The sequence below is a fragment of the Bacillus sp. DX4.1 genome, from assembly GCF_030348195.1.
GTDB lineage: Bacteria > Bacillota > Bacilli > Bacillales > Bacillaceae_G > Bacillus_A.
The window spans coordinates 4,571,412-4,590,567 of the sequence record NZ_JAUCFT010000008.1 but is presented as its reverse complement, the minus strand read 5'-3'; the positions used below and the strand labels follow the sequence as shown (position 1 = coordinate 4,590,567).

Genomic DNA, 19,156 nt, shown 5'->3' with positions numbered 1-19,156 from the left:
ACAAATGGTGGTGAAGCGGTTCGTGGAGGCATGGTTATTTGAAGTAATAAAAGCGGTTGGGCGTTTTTTCTTGCACCCTGCTGTTTATGTATTTTTTATAAGTAGTATTTTTGTTGGATATTTGCGTGTATTACGAGAACGAAAAGATTTTTCTTTTAAAGTATACGATGTTTGGTTTGAAATGCGGACATCAATGTTCGCTGGAATTGGATATGGTTTTCTTGTATCAGTGATCACAATTGGAGCTGGACTTGTTCTCTCGCAAGCTAGTATATGGGTGATTCTAATTTGGACGCTATTATTTGGACTAGCCGCTCAATATAGATATTTGTCTTCTGCATACACATTTGGTATAGCGATTGTAGCAGCAATGTTATCATCTAAGCTACCCATCCCTTTTTTACAACTTCAAGATGGGGAAGAGCGTACGATTCCTTCTCTTGCAATTTTACTTGGCGTGATGCTGATTGTAGAAGGATTATTGATTTCTAAAAATGCAGTGCGGCATTCAACGCCAAAACTGCGAAAAGGAAAGCGCGGTTTAAATATTGGGTTACATGAATCAAAGCGTTTATGGCTCGTTCCTATTTTCATTCTTGTGCCGGGAGATGCCGTAACACAATTTGTTTCATGGTGGCCTGTCGTTTCTGTTGGCTCACAAACCTATTCTCTGTTCCTTGTTCCATTTTTAATAGGTTTCATGCGAACAATTAAAAGTTATGAACCGACGGAAGCATTATTGTTTACAGGGAGACGTATATTTGGATTAGCTGCCCTTGTTCTGATTTTAGGTGTAGCAAGTTACTGGTGGCCCCTGTTAGCGATTGTTGCGATGGGAGTGGCAATGCTTGGCCGTTTTACAATTTCCATGCAGGAGCGCATAGCCGATGAAACCCGTCCAGCTTACTTTGCAGCCCGTAATGATGGATTGGTTGTGTTAGGTGCAATGCCAAATACAACAGGCGCAGAAATGAATTTGAAGCCTGGAGAGGTCATTACAAAAGTGAACGGTGTCATTCCTATGAGCGTCGAGGAGTTTTACGATGCATTGCAGACGAAAACAACAGGTGCATTTTGCAAATTAGAGGTACTCGATACAAACGGTGAACTTCGCCTTGTTCACAATGCTCTTTATGCTGGTGTACATTATGAATTAGGAATTGTGTTTGTGGAGCAGGAGCATAAATGGGATACGGAAGCTATCTAATATTTTACAGAAAAATAAGAATGAAAAGTGGCCTACGAATTTTCGTAGGCCATTTTCACTTTATCCCGCTATTCGTGTTGTACAAGCGTTTGGGAACGAGAAGTTCGAGAAGGAGCAATTTGCAGTGAATAATGCTCGTTTTCGTACGACAAAGTTAATGGTTTATAAAATTATGGCTTTAAATTCATCGATTAGTTACATGTTAATGCGTCTCGTTACATTCGGATATGAAAAACAAGAACCCATTTTAAAAAATATTGTATTCAACAAGCGCTTGCCGAGCTGTCAGTTGGCCGTACAACGTTAGTTATTGCACATCGACTTGCAACGATTAAAAACGCGGACCGTATTATCGTTGTAAATAAGGATGGAATTGCTGAGCAAGGTTCACATGAAGAACTGATTGAACAAGGCGGAGGTTATAGTAGGTTATATGAAGCGCAATTTAGTTCGTAAGTGACCAACTTCTGCATGATGGGGAATATGACAATACTTTTGAATCTAACAAACTGAAAGATGGATGTTTGGGTAGCTGTCATAAATAAAAGGGTTTCGTATATGTAATTTCATTAAAAATAGCGTACCATATGGATAGGAATTACAAATATACATATATAGGAGGAAGTAAACGATGATCGTAACAACAACTTCTGTTATTCAAGGGAAAGAAATTATAGAATATATTGATATCGTAAATGGTGAAGCAATTATGGGTGCTAATATCGTGCGCGATTTATTTGCTTCTGTTCGTGACGTTGTCGGTGGCCGTGCAGGTGCATATGAAAGCAAATTAAAAGAAGCTCGTGATATTGCGATGGAAGAGATGAAAACTCTTGCGAAGCAAAAAGGTGCGAATGCTATTGTTGGCATTGATGTGGATTATGAAGTAGTTCGCGAAGGTATGTTAATGGTAGCAGTAAGCGGTACAGCAGTACGCGTGTAAGAATAGATAGAAAAGAAGCCGTACTTGGTGCACGGCTTCTTTTTTTTTATGTCGAATTATCGATATTTCTTGGGAAATGTCAGGATGCCTGTCGACATATAGGGAAGACATTAGAGGGCTTCCTTACAATCTTTAATTTGTTCTACTAACTGTTCGTATTCTTTTTCAAGAAGCGCAATGTCATCATGTCGATCGGGCATGGAAATACGACCGATGATTTCTGTTAACTTTGTTTGTAACCGTAACAGTTCTTGCTCGGCAGTGTTTACCGAGGTTTGTTCCGAGCGTTTCATGTACTGCTCGTAATTTCCGTGAAAGAGCCGAGGGGACTCCGTATCTACATGTAGAATGTGGTCTGCTACTGTGTGAATAAACGCTCGGTCATGGCTAATAAAAAGAACGGTGCCAGGATATTCTTGCAACATTTGTTCCAATTCCTCTTGCGTTGCTAAATCTAAATAGTTTGTTGGTTCATCCAGCAGGAGCATGTTGTAGTTTCCTAAAAATACTTTTGCGAGTGCGACCTTTGTCCGTTCACCGCCGCTTAATACATGTACTTGTTTGTGAACATCTTCGCGCCGGAAGAGAAGGCGTGCAAGTATTATTCTTACGAAAGCCTCCGTATAATTCGTTTCTTCCATCACATTTTCTAAAATCGTTCTATCATTTTCTAAGATGGATAATGTTTGTTCAAAGTAACCGATTTTACAACTTTTTGAAAGCTGAATACCTCGCTCTTTGGCAAGAATCATGTTGAACAATGTTGTTTTGCCACTTCCGTTTTTCCCTAAGATGGCAAGTTTTGCACCTGGAGTAATACTGCCGTTCATATTGTGGAACAAGGTACGGTTTCCAAGTTTTTTCGCTGTTTTATTAAATTGCACAGCTGTTTTACTATGAATCGGAGCATGATGTTGTACATCAAATTTTGCATGAGAAAAATCTTTCGGTTTTTCTTTTTTTTCGAGTTGTTCGAGTCTTGTTTCTATTGCTTTTGTTGCTTTCTGTACATTGCCTTGACTATAAGCAGCGTCCGATTTATATAGTTTAGACTCAGAAGAACTAAAGCGGGTTGGGATTTTCGTCATACTAGCAGCACGTTGTTTCCTACCTATGATGGATTTCTCTAAGCATCGCTTTTCTTGTACATATTGCTCATAATCAGCCTGTTGTTCTATCCGTTCCCGTTCTTTTTGCTCTCTATAATTAGCGTAATTTCCTTTATATTCACGAACAACACCATCTTCAATTTCAATGATCTTTGTACAAACTGCATCGAGTAATGTTCTGTCATGAGAGATTAAAACAATTGCCCCTCTATAAGATTGTAGCGCTTTTTCTAATTGCTCTGTACCGTACAAATCTAAATGACTTGTCGGTTCATCTGCAAATAAAATTGCTGCTTCTTGCTCGAGGGCATGCGCAATTTTTAAACGCATGCGCTCGCCGCCGCTCATCGCACTTGTAACGTTAGAAATGTTCCATTTTCCTTTTGTAGGAGAGGAAGCCGTTTCGACTGTATCGTCATTGAACTGAGGAATGATTGCAACAGAGCTATGATGAGTAACGGTACCGTCATCAGGTTCTATTTCTTTACTTAATATTTGTAATAAGGTAGATTTTCCAGCACCATTTACACCGACAATGCCAATGCGATCATGTGCATGGATGTCGAGTGATTGTAATGTAAATAAAGTGCGGTCACCAAAGCTTTTTTCAATGTTACGTGCGAATAAAATAGTCATAAAAAAACCTCCCTAGTTTCACTAGAGAGGATAGAAGTCGCCCATATATGTAAAAGGGTGTACATAAAGAAACGATACACGTATTTTTACATGATCTTGTCAAAAGAAAGTATCGACAAATGGACATACTAATCCTCTTCTAGTTTTCATCATTTTGTTTCACTATGCGTGATGGATGAATAAAAAAGAGAATTAGAACTTCATTGGCCGGGTACCTTCCTTTCATAATCTTACGTTCATTGTATGCGCATACAAATGAATTTGTCAAACCATTTAGAAGCAATAGTGGGTTATTTTGTCTGCAGTAATTCGTTGTATATTTTTACTTTTTCCATTGCTTCTTTATCGTTCATAATTTCATCTGGCGCATTTGCATCTCCGATGATATAGCCTTCAAAAGAAGCGCCAACAAAATCAAAAATGTACTGAAATTGCGCGATAAAAGGTAATGCCTTTAGCTTAGGATTATCACCGCCAACGATAACAACGTACATTTTTTTCCCTTTTATACGATCTTTAAAATTAAGGGATCTGTCGCGTAAGCTTTGTGACCAGCGATCGACGAAGTTTTTCATATGTCCGCTCATTCCGTACCAATATAGGGGCGTGGCAAATACGATTGTGTCATGTTCTAACATTTGTTCTATAAGCTGCTGATAATCGTCGTCTACAGGTTGAAAGCCATTCGCATCATGGCGTTGATCTGTAATGGGATGAACTGTTTGGTCGCGCAAGTAAACTTGCTCCGTTTCAATGCCTGCTATCATCATCTGTGTAAGCGTTTCTGTATTTCCGTTTAAACGTGAGCTGCCGTGTATAACGAACATATTTTATCAGTCCCTTTCTTTACTTTGCTTAAGGAGTGTAACTTGTTTTTGCAAATTTTTTTGAATATGGGAGAGTAAAGAGATTTGTTTTGTGACTTCCATAAGTTTCTCCTCATAGAGAGTGATGATACTGCTGCAAGGCTTCTCATATAAGTGTGGTTCAATTTCTAAACAACGTAGCATACGGGCAGTTTCGTCTAAGTTCAGTCCGAGCTGTAAGTACATTTGAATGAGGTTTACTTTTTCGATTGCCTGCTCATCAAAGTCACGATAACCATTTGCTAGCCGTTTTGAAGGTAACAAACCTTTTTCTTCGTAATGTCGTAATGAGCGTTCACTAACACCGGTTTGCTTTGACAATTCTCCGATTCGCAATATCGTCACTCCTTTCACATTCATTTTAAACCTTCACATTAATGTAAAGGTCAACTATGATTTTTAGAAAATGCTTGTACATGTTTTAAAAAGACTTGAATGGCTTTAGACGGAATAAAGTATTTGCCACGGACGATAGAGAAGGGACGGACGAGTTGTTCATTTGGAATCGGAATGTGAAAAATCTCGTTTGCCTGCAATTCTTTTCGCACGGTCCAATCTGATAATATAGCGATGCCAAGCCCGGCAGCAACGGCTTCCTTGACACTTTGTATGCTGCTAAATGTAAAGTGACGTTTCATTTTTAAATGATGATGATGGATAAAGCGGTCGCTATAGGCGCGTGTTCCAGATCCGGTTTCACGCAGAATCCATACTTGGTCCTGTAGTGTATGTTCATTGATTTTAGCTATGCTTAACAGAGGGTGCTTTGGCGGGACGACGAGCTTCATTTCATCTTCCATAAAGGTTTCCACATCGATATCAGTGTACACGACCTGTCCTTCGACTAAACCGATATCAATTTGATTGGAGCGGATGCTCTGCAAAACTTCTTCTGTGTTGGAGATGAGTGTATGTACTTCTACGCGTGGATTTTCATTTGCATAGTTTGCTAATATTTTGGGGAGTAAATATTCACCAATTGTAAAACTAGCACCGATGCGAAGTGTTCCTGTGACAACGTTATCGAGTTCGTTAATTTCCTGTTTCGCTTCTTCATATAGCGATAGCATTTGCTTCGCATGTATGTATAAAATGTTGCCAGCCTCTGTTACTTGCACGTGCTTTGGAGAACGTTGAATAAGTGTTTTGCCAAATTCATTTTCTAAATTGCGAATATGCATACTGACGCCAGGCTGTGACAGATTTAGTAGTTCAGCAGCACGCGAAAAGTGTTTTTGCTCTACGACAGTAACAAATATTTTTAAAATATCGACGTTCATTTTGTTGTCTCCTTTTGTTTAATAATCAGCTGATCCCGCTTTTCATGCATTGTATCATAAGTTTTCTTGATGATTGAGATTATTTATTGGTATTAAACTTATGATTAGGGTTCTTTTATACTAGAAGTAGAGAGAACATGCATGTTTCAATATGATTATTGGGGTGGTACAACATGGAACAAACACTTGTCATACAAAAGAGGAAGCGTCTCGGTTTTTCGCAAGGAATTGGTATTACCTTGTTAATTGCGATTACGGCAAAGTACTTAGCGCAGCTTCCATTTTTAAATATTATGGGACAATTGGTCATTGCTATTTTGATCGGTATGATTTGGAGAGCGACCATTAGTGTGCCTTATGGAGCGATAGCAGGAACGAATTTTGCAAGTAAAAAATTGCTTCGGTTTGGAATTATTTTACTTGGTATGCGTTTGAATTTAGTAGATATCGCTAAAGCAGGACCAAAAGTGTTGGTCATTGCTGCGATTGTTATTGCATTCACACTTGTTGTTGTATATACGTTAACACGTGTTTTTAAAGTAGAGAAAACACTTGGGATTTTAACAGCATGCGGGACAGCAATTTGCGGGGCGGCAGCGGTTGTAGCCATTGCACCACAAGTGAAGGCGAAGGATGAGGAAACTGCAGTTGGCGCAGCAATTATTGCAATTTTAGGAACAATTTTCACACTACTTTATACATTATTATATCCGGTGCTAGGTTTATCTCCTTATAGCTATGGTGTGTTTTCTGGGGCGACATTGCATGAAATTGCGCATGTTATTGCCGCGGCTGCACCAGGCGGTAGTACGGCTGTTGATATTGCAGTCATTGTAAAACTGACACGCGTTGCGATGCTTGTGCCAGTCGCAATTTTAATTGGATTATGGTTCCAGCGCAGCGAAGGAGAAGGCAAAAAAAGCTCATGGCGTGATATTCCGATTCCGTGGTTTATTTTTGGCTTCCTTGCAATGAGTGCTTTTCATTCATTAGGAATTATACCGGAAGTCGTGGCAGGATATATAGTAACCCTTGCTTACATGCTTATCGCCATGGCGATGGCAGGTCTCGGTTTAAATGTCGAGTTTACGACGTTCCGTAAGTTAGGAAGTAGAGCATTTGTTGCGGGATTGATTGGATCTGTCGCACTTTCTATTGTTGGGTATATTCTTGTATACGTACTAGGTTTTGTGTAAAAGACTTGCAGCTGCAAGTCTTTTTTATTTGGATTTTTGTAAAGATATCTTTACTTAAAACTGGAAAATATTTATAATTAAAGTAAAGATATCTTTACTTTTAAGGTGGAGCCTATGGGTGTAAAAAATAGAATTAAAGAATTAAGAAAACAAAATCATATTACGCAAGTTGAGATGGCAAAAGCGATGCAAGTGACAAGGCAGACGATTGTTGCGATTGAAAACAATCATTACAATCCGAGTTTGGAATTGTCACTAAAGATTGCAAAATATTTTGGGATGAATGTGGAGGAGATCTTTACATTGGAATAAAGACATAAAGATTGAATAGAGGTGGCATACATTGAGAATGCAAGATGAATTTGAAAGACATCAATCAGATAAAGCTTTTAAATATTTAGGTGTTTTTTACGCAATGAGTTTAGCGATATGGGGGATGTACAACCTGATCGTCCATGGAAGCGCGGGTACGCCGTTTGTTCTGTTTGTTGTAGGACAATTTATATATTTATTTGTGAACCATTGGCCGAAATGGAAGTTTGGTAAATGGAAAGAGGATGAGTAACTATATAAATACAAATTAAAAAACCGACATAAAACCCTTTTTTTTAGGTGGGAGAGAGCATCCGGCCATGCATAGAAGCGGTCAAATCCTTTTCCTGCCCCAGACACAGTGAAAACAAAGAGAGAAAACGAGTGCAGGTCACCTTTTGTTATCCATAGCCGCGGCTTATATGTCGAAAAATCAAAATGAATTTATATATTTTGAAGGGGAAATGTACAATGAAAAGACGAGTAGATGAGTATGAGTGGCATATAACAGGTAAAGCGTCTAGATATACATTCATGTTTTATCCCGCATTAACGGGCAGTAATACCCCCACCTCAAAATTCAGCGGAAGCAAAGAAGTTAGGTGGGGGATGAACTGCCCGTAAAGGCCCGATTGGTTCAACTAATAATCAGTGGGAGATGAAGAGAACCCCCGCTGATTAAAGTTTCACTTTACGGTGCATGTTTGCTAATTTGGTCGCTTTATAGCATGATTACAAAGGGAAGAACCGGAATTGAATTTATAATTATGACGGCAGGAACTGTACTATTCTTTTTGATTTGTTCACGAGAAAAGCGGAAGATAAAAAATCTTGAAGACGACGAATAAAGGGGCATACGGGATGGGATTACCGATTTTATGCATTGTTGCAGCTCTGTTTGCATTTATTTGGGGTAGCCAAAATATTGTTCGCAATCCTGTGCCAAGCGCAGTTATTGTGATTGGAGTAGTGGGATTGTCGTATTACTTGCTGGATTTGGCACATTATCATAAGTTAGCAACAAGCATTTTAGTTGGGATTGCTGCTCTATCATGTGGGCGAGTGATTCGAAAAATGTTGTTTCCATAAAAAGCTGTTTACATCAAAGGAGATGTAAACAGCTTTTTATATTTTCTTTTTCATAAAAAATGCTTGAAAGTAACGTTACGTCATCTTTTACAATGGAGAGGAAAGGGTGATGGGAATGATCTCGATTCAGCAGTTGACAAAGGAGACGGGTGTTACGGTAAGGACACTTCGGTATTATGACCAAATTGATTTATTAAAGCCAAGTGGAAAAACAGAAGGTGGACACCGTTTATATAGTGAATCGGATGTTATTCGCTTGCAACAAATTTTATTTCTAAAAGAAATGGGCTTCTCATTAAAAGAAGTTGCGAATATGTTAGTAACGGATGAATTGAGTTTAAAAGAATCATTGCAAAATCAATTGCAATTTGTACAAGAAGAGCAGAAGAAATTCAATCGTATGGAAAAGATTTTACAGGCTGTCGTCTATTCAGCAGAGCTTGAGGGTGAGTTAGATTGGAGAATCATGTTCGAGCTCATTCAACTTTCACAGCAATCTCCTCGTATACGTGAATTGTTTCAAAAGCAGGTGTTTTCAGATGAGGAACAAAAGCTTCTTCACAATTTGCCAAATATGAGTGAGGAAGATGAGAATGTCGGTGAGTGGGTTGCTTTGTTAAAACAATTACGTTGTTTAATGCAAGAGAGAAAGGACCCATCTCATAATGAAGTACAAGAAGCTACCAAAAAATTAATGGAAAAATGTATAGAGATGGCAAATGGTGATGAAGCATTTTTAGATAAATTATGGGGAGTACGAAAGTCGAAAGAGGATTCACAAAAGATGCATATGTATCCAATTGAGGACGAACTTCTGCGATATATGGATGAGGCTTTTCGTATATATGATGAAAAAGGAGGGCGGGAGAAATGAGTGTACTTGCTGAATATCGCTGGTTTTTATTAATTGGAGCAGAAATTGTATTTTGGGTCACGGCGATTAGCTTTTTTTTACTTCGTTACGGGTTTCGATTACGAAAAGCGAGTTTCGTGGCGGGAATCGTATTATTACTAAACGAAGTGTTTATTTTAACGTTAGGTGTGATGGATTACTATGAAACGGGTCAGTTCTCTAACTTTCAAATCATTGTTGTGGTGATATTGTTATATGCACTATTATATGGAAAAAAAGATTTGAAGAAGCTTGATCATCGTATGCAGAGACTGGTGGCAAAGTGGCGAAATGAACCGTTGCCAATTATAGAAGAGCCAGCGGAGCTAACGGGCTGGGCGTATGCGAAGCAAGAACTGGGACAATGGGGTTTACATCTTGCTTTATTTGTTGCGATACATCTTATTTTTTTCTTTATGTACGGGTTGGCACCGTTTGAACAATGGACGAATTGGCTTGAAAAAGGAATTGTTTTAAATGAAGCGGCAAATCGTGTGAGTCAAGTGTGGGGTGTTGTGTTTCTTGTCGATACAGTGATTACATTTTCTTATGTCATTTTCCCAAAAAAAGAAAAGAAGCTGCTGTCCTAATTGGACAACAGCTTTTTATTATGCAACGTCTTCTTTTTGTTTATTTTGCAGATTACTATTTTTATAACCGTAGCTGAAGTAGACAACAAGTCCAATTACAAGCCATACGACAAAGCCAATCCATGTTATTGCTGGTAGCTGCAATGCTAGGTATCCGCAGAATAGAACAGCTAAAGCCGGAATCCATGGTACCAATGGCACTTTAAAGGCACGTGGTAAATCAGGTTGTTTTTTGCGTAAGATGATTACACCAATTGAAACAACGCTAAATGCGAATAGTGTACCTATATTTGTTAATTCAGCTAGTTTGCTTAAAGGAATAAAACCAGCAAAGAAAGCAACCATAGTGGCAGTAATCCAACTATTAAGAACAGGTGTTTTTGTTTTTTTGTTTACGCGAGAAAAAGCTTTTGGTAGTAATCCATCACGGCTAATTGCGTAAAATAAACGTGTTTGTCCATATAACATAACAAGTAGTACCGTTGTAATCCCAGCCATTGCTCCTAAAGAGATAAAGCCAGCAACCCAATCTTGATGAATATATTGTAATGCAAACGCAACAGGGTTCTTTACATTTAACTGATTGTAGGGAACGATTCCTGTTAATATTAATGAAACAACGATATATAAAATTGTACAGATTGTTAAGGAAGCGATAATACCAATTGGCATGTTGCGCTGTGGATTTTTCACTTCTTCAGCAGCTGTTGATACAGCGTCAAATCCGATGTAAGCAAAGAATACAGTTGCAGCGCCAGTTGCTACGCCAGAGAAACCAAATGGCATAAAAGGTGTCCAGTGTTCAGGTTTCACATAAAAGGCACCAACGCCGATGAATAGAAGAACAACAAATAGTTTTATAGCTACCATAATAGTATTGAAGCGAGCTGATTTTTTTGTACCTTTTGTTAATAACAATGTTATTAGAAAAATGATACAGATTGCCGGTAGATCTACGTATGTTCCGGCTGCAGGATTATATGCGCTTGTTAAAGCGGTAGGTAATGTAATACCGAATCCACTTAATAGTCCTTGGAAATATCCGGACCACCCTGATGCAACAGCTGAGGAAGCTAAGCCATATTCTAGAATCAAATCCCATCCTAAAATCCAAGCAATTATTTCTCCAAATGTTGCGTAGCTATAAGTGTAAGCACTACCTGAAACCGGTACAGTTGAAGCGAATTCAGAATAACATAATGCCGCAAATACACAGGCTAAACCTGATAAAATAAATGATAAAATAAGTGCTGGTCCTGCGTGCTCTGCTGCAGCAACACCGGTAAGAACGAAAATGCCGGTTCCAATAATAGCGCCCACACCTAACGTTGTTAGATCGAGTGCACCAAGTTCTTTATTTAAAGAGGCTCCTTTCTTTTGCGACTGTGCTAACAGTGCAGAAATTGATTTTTTACGAAATAAATCCATATAGATCTCTCACTCCCTATTCGTTATAATATTCTGAACATTAATATCGTTTTGTCGTATAATGTCGAATCTTGTAATACGTATTGTAATATGAAAAGTGGGCGTTGTAAATATTATCTTTTTAGAAAATTCTACCTATCTGAAAATACAAACATAGGATATTCCTTGTCGATATTTATATTGCTATATAAATCCATTTTGATTTTTCGACATATAAGCCGCGGCTATGGATAACAAAAGGTGACCTGCACTCGTTTTCTCTCTTTGTTTTCACTATGTCTGGGCAGGAAAAGGATCTGACCGCTTCTATGCATGAATGGATGCTCTCTCCCACCTAAAAAGAAGGGGTTTATGTCAGTTTTTTAATTTGTATTTATATACTTCAATTCATTTCATTTTGAATGGTAGTATAAAGCCGAAACAAGCTGGGGAGGATCAATATGAAAAAGGGAATTGTCTTATTGTGTTTGCTAGTATGTATTGGCAGTTTGGTTGGTTTTTTATTTTCTACAAAACTAGTAGAAAATAGTGAGAAGCATGGTATAGCAAAAATTGATAAAAAGAATGATGTTGTCGGGAAAATTGGTGATGTGACTAATTTAGATAAGTTTCAGCAGTTTTTGACTCGTGTGAAAAGTGGTCAAACTGATCAAGTACGTATTGTGCATTATACAGATGAAGGGGATCCTATCTTTCAAACGTTAGAATACGATGGAATAGAGATACGCTATACTTCAGATAACTCGCAAGATAAATTTGCTGGAAAAGATAAAGGGATTGAGTCCGATACTTGTAAAAAGATAACGAAAGATATACGTGAAGAAGGCATAAGGTATACGCTAAATGATTGCATGAAAGAAGCTGGTCGCAACGGATATGAGTTGTTAAGTGTTCCAGCGAAATGAATCGGATTAAAGAAGGAAGGGACTTACATAAATAAAGATCCTTCCTTTTCTATGTAGATCTTGTCGAATACTTTACCGAATATCTGTTCGTTTTTTTGGTTTTTTTATGTGCGTTCGTGGTAAAATAATAATACAGATTTTTTACGAGGAGGTACGGTGAATTTGGAACATCAATTTGAGATTGTATCAGAATATTCCCCGCAAGGTGATCAGCCGCGAGCGATTGAGCAGCTGACAGCAGGGATTCAAAATGGTAAGAAGCATCAAGTGTTGCTTGGGGCAACGGGAACAGGAAAGACATTTACAATTTCAAATGTCATTAAAGAAGTAACGAAGCCAACACTTGTGATGGCCCATAATAAAACGTTGGCAGGACAGCTATACAGTGAGTTGAAAGATTTCTTTCCAAACAATGCTGTAGAGTATTTTGTTAGTTATTACGATTTTTATCAGCCGGAAGCATATGTACCGCAAACCGATACATTCATTGAAAAAGATGCTCAAATTAATGATGAAATCGATAAACTACGTCACTCGGCAACGTCTTCTTTGTTTGAACGTAATGATGTAATCATTGTAGCGAGTGTTTCGTGTATTTATGGTTTAGGTTCACCAGAAGAATACCGAGAACTTGTTGTTTCCTTGCGTGTTGGTATGGAAAAGGAACGAAACCAATTGCTTCGTGAACTTGTTGATGTACAGTATGGACGGAATGATATTGACTTTAAGCGTGGGACGTTTCGCGTACGCGGGGATGTAGTTGAAATTTTCCCGGCATCGCTCGATGAACATTGCATTCGAATTGAATTTTTTGGCGATGAGATTGATCGGATTCGTGAAGTGAATGCATTAACAGGTGAAGTGCTAGCAGAACGCGAACACGTTGCAATTTTCCCGGCGTCTCACTTCGTTACACGTGAAGAAAAGATGAAAGTTGCCATTGAAAATATTGAAAAGGAATTAGAAGAACGATTAAAGGAACTGAACGATAACGGTAAATTGTTAGAAGCACAGCGAATTGAGCAGCGGACACGTTACGATTTGGAAATGATGCGCGAGATGGGCTTTTGCTCTGGAATTGAAAACTATTCCCGGCATTTAACGTTGCGTCCAGCTGGATCAACACCATATACATTAATAGATTATTTCCCGGATGACTTCTTGATTGTCATGGATGAGTCACACGTAACATTGCCCCAAGTAAGAGCGATGTATAATGGGGATCAGGCGCGTAAGCAAGTGCTTGTTGAACATGGTTTCCGCTTACCTTCAGCGCTGGATAATAGACCGCTTATGTTTGAGGAATTTGAAGAGAAAACCAATCAAGTTGTGTATGTATCGGCAACGCCTGGTCCATACGAACTAGAGCACGCACCGGAAGTGGTGGAACAAATCATTCGTCCGACTGGGTTACTTGATCCGCAAATTGAGGTGCGTCCAATAGAAGGACAAATTGATGATTTACTAGGAGAACTTCACGACCGTATTGCGAAAAATGAGCGTGTTTTAATTACGACATTAACAAAGAAAATGTCAGAGGATTTAACAGATTACTTAAAAGAGGTTGGAATTAAAGTAAACTACTTACATTCTGAAATTAAAACGCTTGAGCGGATTGAAATTATTCGTGATCTTCGTCTTGGAAAATTTGATGTGCTTATTGGTATTAACTTATTGCGAGAAGGACTTGATATTCCAGAAGTATCGCTTGTGGCGATTTTAGATGCGGATAAAGAAGGATTCTTACGTTCGGAGCGCTCGCTCATTCAGACGATTGGCCGCGCAGCACGTAATGAAAATGGTCATGTAATTATGTATGCTGATCGAATTACAAAATCGATGGGAATTGCAATAGAAGAAACGAAGCGCCGTCGTGAAAAACAAGAAGCTTATAATAAAGAACACGGAATTACACCGAGAACCATTCAAAAAGAAGTGCGTGATGTCATTCGTGCAACAACGGCCGCAGAGGATACAGAAACGTATGAAGCAGCACCTGCTAAGAAAATGACGAAAAAAGAACGTGAAAAGACGATTGCGAAGATGGAAGTAGAAATGAAGGAAGCGGCAAAAGCGCTAGACTTCGAGCGTGCAGCTGAACTAAGAGATTTACTACTAAAATTAAAAGCGGAAGGGTGAAGATGGTGAGCAAAGATTTTATCGTTGTAAAAGGTGCAAGGGCACATAATTTAAAAAATATTGATGTAACCATTCCGAGAAATCAACTTGTTGTTGTGACCGGATTATCTGGTTCCGGAAAATCATCTTTAGCATTTGATACGATATACGCGGAAGGACAGCGCCGATATGTGGAATCTTTATCGGCGTATGCACGCCAGTTTTTAGGACAAATGGATAAGCCGGATGTTGATGCAATTGAAGGGCTGTCTCCAGCAATTTCAATCGATCAAAAAACGACGAGTCGTAACCCGCGTTCAACGGTCGGAACGGTTACCGAGATTTATGATTATTTACGGTTACTATTCGCTCGTATTGGGACACCAATTTGTCCAAACCACGGAATTGAAATTACATCACAAACAGTAGAGCAAATGGTAGACCGTGTTTTAGAATATCCAGAACGTACGAAACTACAAGTGTTGGCACCAATCGTATCAGGACGTAAAGGTGCGCATGTAAAAATACTAGAAGATATAAAAAAACAAGGTTATGTCCGCGTTCGTGTGGATGGAGAGATGTTGGATGTATCTGACGAGATTACGTTAGATAAAAATAAAAAGCATTCAATTGAAGTAGTCATTGACCGGATTGTTGTAAAAGAAGGTGTTGCGAGCCGACTTGCTGACTCTCTTGAAAGTGCGTTAAAGCTTGGGGAAGGTCGCGTGTTAATCGATGTCATGGGTGAAGAGGAACTGTTATTTAGTGAGCATCATGCCTGCCCGCATTGTGGTTTTTCAATTGGGGAGCTAGAGCCGCGCATGTTCTCCTTTAACAGCCCATTTGGTGCGTGTCCATCTTGTGATGGACTTGGTGCAAAATTAGAGGTGGATCTAGAACTCGTGATTCCAAACTGGGATTTATCTTTAAATGATCATGCCATTGCACCTTGGGAACCGACAAGTTCCCAATACTATCCACAATTACTGCAATCGGTTTGTAATCATTACGGAATTGACATGGATATGCCGGTGAAGGACATACCGAAAGACTTATTTGATAAAGTATTGTATGGAAGCGGAGACGAGAAGGTTTATTTCCGTTATGTGAATGATTTTGGTCAAGTGAAAGAGAGCGATATTTTGTTTGAAGGCGTGATTCCAAACATTCAGCGTCGTTATCGTGAGACGAGCTCCGATTACATTCGTGAGCAAATGGAGAAGTATATGGCGGAGCAAGCGTGTCCGAAATGTAAGGGTGGTCGCTTAAAGCCAGAAAGTTTGGCTGTTTTTGTTGGTGAAAAAACAATTGCGGATGTAACGAAGTACTCTGTACAAGAAGTATACGATTTCTTTACACATGTAGAGTTAACGGAAAAACAGCAGAAAATTGCACATTTAATTTTGCGAGAAATTAAAGAACGTGTAAGCTTCTTAATTAACGTAGGACTCGACTATTTAACATTAAGTCGTGCGGCGGGATCATTATCGGGCGGGGAAGCACAGCGTATTCGCCTTGCTACGCAAATTGGTTCTCGTCTAACAGGTGTACTTTACATTTTAGATGAGCCTTCTATCGGTTTGCATCAGCGTGATAATGAGCGCCTCATTCATACTTTGCAGGAAATGCGTGATTTAGGGAATACATTAATCGTTGTAGAGCACGATGAAGATACAATGATGGCAGCTGACTATTTACTTGATATTGGTCCAGGTGCAGGAATTCATGGCGGACAAGTTGTATCAGAAGGTCTGCCATCAGAAGTGATGAATGATGACAATTCATTAACAGGTCAATATTTGAGTGGTAAGAAGTTTATTCCGGTTCCAGTCGAAAGGCGTAATGGGGACGGACGTAAAATTGAGATTATAGGTGCAAAAGAAAATAACTTAAAAAATGTGAAAATGTCATTCCCACTTGGTACATTTGTCGCAGTAACGGGTGTATCTGGTTCAGGGAAAAGTACAGTGGTAAATGAAGTTCTGTATAAATCGTTAGCACAAAAATTATATAAAGCGAAAAGTAAACCAGGTGCACATAAGCAAATTAAAGGGCTTGAACATTTAGATAAAGTAATCGATATCGACCAATCGCCAATTGGGCGTACACCACGCTCGAATCCAGCGACATATACAGGTGTATTTGATGATATTCGTGATGTGTTTTCAAATACGAACGAAGCAAAGGTCCGTGGTTACCAAAAAGGTCGCTTTAGCTTTAACGTAAAAGGTGGGCGCTGTGAGGCGTGCCGCGGTGATGGAATTATTAAGATTGAAATGCATTTCTTACCAGATGTCTACGTTCCGTGTGAAGTGTGCCACGGAAAACGTTATAATCGTGAAACATTGGAAGTGAAGTATAAAGATAACAATATTTCTGATGTACTTGAAATGACAATTGAAGATGGCGTGGAATTCTTTGCGAACATCCCGAAAATAAAACGGAAGTTGCAGACGCTTGTAGATGTAGGACTTGGCTATATGAAATTAGGTCAACCAGCAACAACGTTATCAGGCGGAGAAGCGCAGCGTGTCAAACTTGCATCTGAGTTACATCGTCGTTCTACAGGGCGGACATTGTACATTTTAGATGAACCAACAACAGGTCTACATGCTCATGATATTGCGCGCCTCTTACAAGTATTGCAGCGCCTCGTTGAAAATGGTGAAACGGTGCTTGTTATTGAGCATAATTTAGATGTGATTAAGACAGCTGATTACATTGTCGATCTTGGCCCAGAGGGCGGAGATAAAGGTGGACAAATTGTTGCTTCAGGTACACCGGAGCAAGTTGTAAAAGAAGAGTGTTCGTATACTGGAAAGTATTTAAAACAGATTTTAGAGCGCGATACAGCACGTATGAAAGAGAAAATTGAAGAGATTGAAGTGTCGAAATAAGGAGCTAAGCCCATGGGGCAGCTCTTTATTTTTTGTAGTTAATATTTTTTGCAAGGTGGCTGATAGGATGAAAGGTATACAAGTAGGAAGGGAAGAATAAGCTGTTATAGAATAAAAGGCGGAGAATCTCTATTCTACATGGATACTTGGCGTTTGTTTTCTATTAGCGTATGATTAAGTATATATGTTAAAAGGATGTGTAAGAAAATGAAATGGATTATATCACTTCTTGTAAATAGCATCGTGTTAATTGTTGTATCGGGTCTTCTAAAAGGAATTGCACCAGATGCGTTTTACATAGCAAATATACAAACCGCGATTATTGCAAGTGTCATTTTATCGATTTTAAATGTATTTGTAAAACCGCTATTAATTTTAATTACATTGCCAATTACTGTTTTAACATTTGGTTTCTTCCTAATTGTGATTAATGCGATCACATTAAAAATGACAGATTCATTATTAGGTGATGCGTTTAACATATCAGGATTTGGTGTAGCGATTCTTGCTGCAATCTGCATTTCTATTTTAAATATGTTAATTGATAAAGCAATTGTGGAGCCACTATCTGATAAGAAATAAGTGAAACTGACAAACAGAAAAACATTTCATGAGTTACATGAAATGTTTTTATTTTATTTTCTAGAAACGATATTTCTTGTTTTCAGAAAAAAATGGTACAATATCCGGTAGAATGGAATTCTACAGAAAATGAGATTGAACCCGCAGCGGAGTGGAGGTTTACATATGCCCAAAGTAAGAACAAAAGATTTAATTGAACAGTTTCAATTGGAATTAGTAAGTGGTGAAGAAGGAATTCATCGTCCAATTGATACGAGTGATTTATCGCGACCTGGAATTGAAATGGCAGGATTTTTTACATACTATCCAGCTGATCGCGTCCAGCTTCTAGGAAAAACAGAGCTTACTTTTTTTGACACATTAACAAGTGAACAAAAGCAAGAACGGATGCAAGCTCTTTGCACAGAAGAGACGCCTTGTATTATTGTAACTCGTAGTCAAGATGTACCGGAGGAATTACTACGTGCATCACGTCAATCTGGAGTGCCGCTTTTACGTTCTTCACAAACAACAACAAGACTATCAAGTCGTTTAACAAACTATTTAGAGGGTAAGTTAGCACCAACAACTGCTGTTCACGGTGTATTAGTGGATATTTATGGAGTTGGTGTCTTAATTACAGGTCAAAGTGGTGTTGGGAAAAGTGAAACAGCACTTGAACTTGTGAAACGTGGTCATCGCTTAGTTGCCGATGATAGCGTAGAGATTCGTCAAGAAGATGAAGATACTTTAGTAGGGAGTTCACCAGACTTAATTGAGCATTTACTAGAAATTCGTGGTTTAGGTATTATTAACGTAATGACGTTATTCGGTGCAGGGGCAGTTCGAAATTATAAGCGTATTACGCTTGTTATTAACCTTGAGATTTGGGATCAAAAGAAAAACTATGATCGTCTTGGTCTTGATGAAGAGAAAATGAAAATTATAGATACAGAACTTACGAAGATTACACTTCCGGTGCGTCCTGGCCGAAACTTAGCTGTTATTATCGAAGTAGCAGCGATGAACTTTAGACTAAAACGTATGGGAGTCAATGCCGCTCAACAATTTTCTGAGCGTTTAATGAGTGCGATTGAACTAGGGAATCAGGAGTAATTGTAAGAAGG

General features: G+C 38.8%; 18 protein-coding genes and 1 pseudogene. 14 read left to right on the top strand and 5 right to left on the bottom strand.

Translation table 11 applies throughout. The features are described 5' to 3' along the window. Positions 1-4: 4 nt before the first annotated feature. From QUF99_RS26500 to QUF99_RS26485, 3 genes and pseudogenes are all read left to right on the top strand, one after another. Positions 5-1,207, top strand: coding sequence for a PDZ domain-containing protein (locus QUF99_RS26500; protein ID WP_289374055.1), 1,203 nt, complete (start codon positions 5-7; stop codon positions 1,205-1,207). A 19-nt stretch (positions 1,208-1,226) separates the two neighbouring features. Further along, a pseudogene (locus QUF99_RS28790) lies at positions 1,227-1,663 on the top strand (hypothetical protein); the annotation flags it as partial. Between the two features lie 175 nt (positions 1,664-1,838). After that, positions 1,839-2,150 carry a heavy metal-binding domain-containing protein gene (locus QUF99_RS26485; protein ID WP_286122670.1) on the top strand — a complete coding sequence of 104 codons (312 nt, stop codon included), beginning with the start codon at positions 1,839-1,841 and terminating at the stop codon, positions 2,148-2,150. 110 nt (positions 2,151-2,260) lie between these two features. Here the strand turns inward: QUF99_RS26485 and abc-f are convergent, their stop codons facing one another. From abc-f to QUF99_RS26465, 4 genes are all read right to left on the bottom strand, one after another. Further along, entirely contained in the window at positions 2,261-3,895 is a 1,635-nt protein-coding gene (gene abc-f / locus QUF99_RS26480; RefSeq protein WP_289374053.1) for a ribosomal protection-like ABC-F family protein, read from the bottom strand. Positions 3,896-4,185: 290 nt separating this feature from the next. Next, a complete protein-coding gene (locus QUF99_RS26475; protein WP_289374050.1) occupies positions 4,186-4,722 on the bottom strand; it encodes a flavodoxin family protein in 537 nt (178 codons plus the stop codon). A 6-nt stretch (positions 4,723-4,728) separates the two neighbouring features. Continuing rightward, a complete protein-coding gene (locus QUF99_RS26470; protein WP_289374769.1) occupies positions 4,729-5,097 on the bottom strand; it encodes a MerR family transcriptional regulator in 369 nt (122 codons plus the stop codon). Positions 5,098-5,147: 50 nt separating this feature from the next. Beyond that, on the bottom strand, positions 5,148-6,041 hold the full coding sequence (locus QUF99_RS26465) for a LysR family transcriptional regulator (protein ID WP_289374049.1): 894 nt from the start codon (positions 6,039-6,041) through the stop codon (positions 5,148-5,150). Positions 6,042-6,214: 173 nt separating this feature from the next. On the opposite strand from QUF99_RS26465, the gene QUF99_RS26460 reads away from it, so the two are divergent. The 6 genes from QUF99_RS26460 (at position 6,215) to QUF99_RS26435 (ending at position 10,120) form a co-directional block, all read left to right on the top strand. Then, a complete protein-coding gene (locus QUF99_RS26460; RefSeq protein ID WP_289374048.1) occupies positions 6,215-7,237 on the top strand; it encodes a YeiH family protein in 1,023 nt (340 codons plus the stop codon). A 114-nt stretch (positions 7,238-7,351) separates the two neighbouring features. Further along, the gene (locus QUF99_RS26455; protein ID WP_289374046.1) at positions 7,352-7,549 is read left to right on the top strand and encodes a helix-turn-helix transcriptional regulator; all 198 of its coding nucleotides are present in this window, start codon (positions 7,352-7,354) and stop codon (positions 7,547-7,549) included. A 37-nt stretch (positions 7,550-7,586) separates the two neighbouring features. After that, positions 7,587-7,802 (top strand): hypothetical protein, encoded by a 216-nt coding sequence (locus tag QUF99_RS26450; protein WP_289374768.1) that lies wholly within the window; start codon positions 7,587-7,589, stop codon positions 7,800-7,802. A 608-nt stretch (positions 7,803-8,410) separates the two neighbouring features. Further along, positions 8,411-8,638: a hypothetical protein gene (locus QUF99_RS26445; protein WP_289374767.1), complete on the top strand. Its 228-nt coding sequence runs from the start codon at positions 8,411-8,413 to the stop codon at positions 8,636-8,638. A gap of 115 nt (positions 8,639-8,753) precedes the next feature. Next, on the top strand, positions 8,754-9,512 hold the full coding sequence (locus QUF99_RS26440; RefSeq protein WP_289374766.1) for a MerR family transcriptional regulator: 759 nt from the start codon (positions 8,754-8,756) through the stop codon (positions 9,510-9,512). Continuing rightward, positions 9,509-10,120, top strand: coding sequence for a hypothetical protein (locus QUF99_RS26435; RefSeq protein ID WP_289374045.1), 612 nt, complete (start codon positions 9,509-9,511; stop codon positions 10,118-10,120). Before QUF99_RS26440 ends, QUF99_RS26435 begins: the two co-directional genes overlap by 4 nt. Positions 10,121-10,138: 18 nt before the next feature. On the opposite strand, the gene bcaP is transcribed toward QUF99_RS26435, so the two are convergent. Further along, positions 10,139-11,548 (bottom strand): branched-chain amino acid transporter BcaP, encoded by a 1,410-nt coding sequence (gene bcaP / locus QUF99_RS26430; protein ID WP_289374044.1) that lies wholly within the window; start codon positions 11,546-11,548, stop codon positions 10,139-10,141. Between the two features lie 440 nt (positions 11,549-11,988). On the opposite strand from bcaP, the gene QUF99_RS26425 reads away from it, so the two are divergent. The 5 genes from QUF99_RS26425 (at position 11,989) to hprK (ending at position 19,145) form a co-directional block, all read left to right on the top strand. Then, positions 11,989-12,453, top strand: a complete 465-nt coding sequence (locus QUF99_RS26425) for a DUF4362 domain-containing protein (protein WP_289374042.1) — start codon at positions 11,989-11,991, stop codon at positions 12,451-12,453. 162 nt (positions 12,454-12,615) lie between these two features. Next, entirely contained in the window at positions 12,616-14,592 is a 1,977-nt protein-coding gene (gene uvrB, locus QUF99_RS26420) for an excinuclease ABC subunit UvrB (RefSeq protein WP_289374040.1), read from the top strand. A 2-nt stretch (positions 14,593-14,594) separates the two neighbouring features. Further along, positions 14,595-17,468 carry an excinuclease ABC subunit UvrA gene (gene uvrA, locus QUF99_RS26415; RefSeq protein ID WP_483298618.1) on the top strand — a complete coding sequence of 958 codons (2,874 nt, stop codon included), beginning with the start codon at positions 14,595-14,597 and terminating at the stop codon, positions 17,466-17,468. A 207-nt stretch (positions 17,469-17,675) separates the two neighbouring features. Continuing rightward, positions 17,676-18,050 (top strand): phage holin family protein, encoded by a 375-nt coding sequence (locus QUF99_RS26410; RefSeq protein WP_289374036.1) that lies wholly within the window; start codon positions 17,676-17,678, stop codon positions 18,048-18,050. A 165-nt stretch (positions 18,051-18,215) separates the two neighbouring features. Beyond that, complete coding sequence (hprK, locus tag QUF99_RS26405; protein WP_289374034.1) at positions 18,216-19,145, top strand: HPr(Ser) kinase/phosphatase; 930 nt, start codon at positions 18,216-18,218, stop codon at positions 19,143-19,145. Positions 19,146-19,156 lie beyond the last annotated feature (11 nt).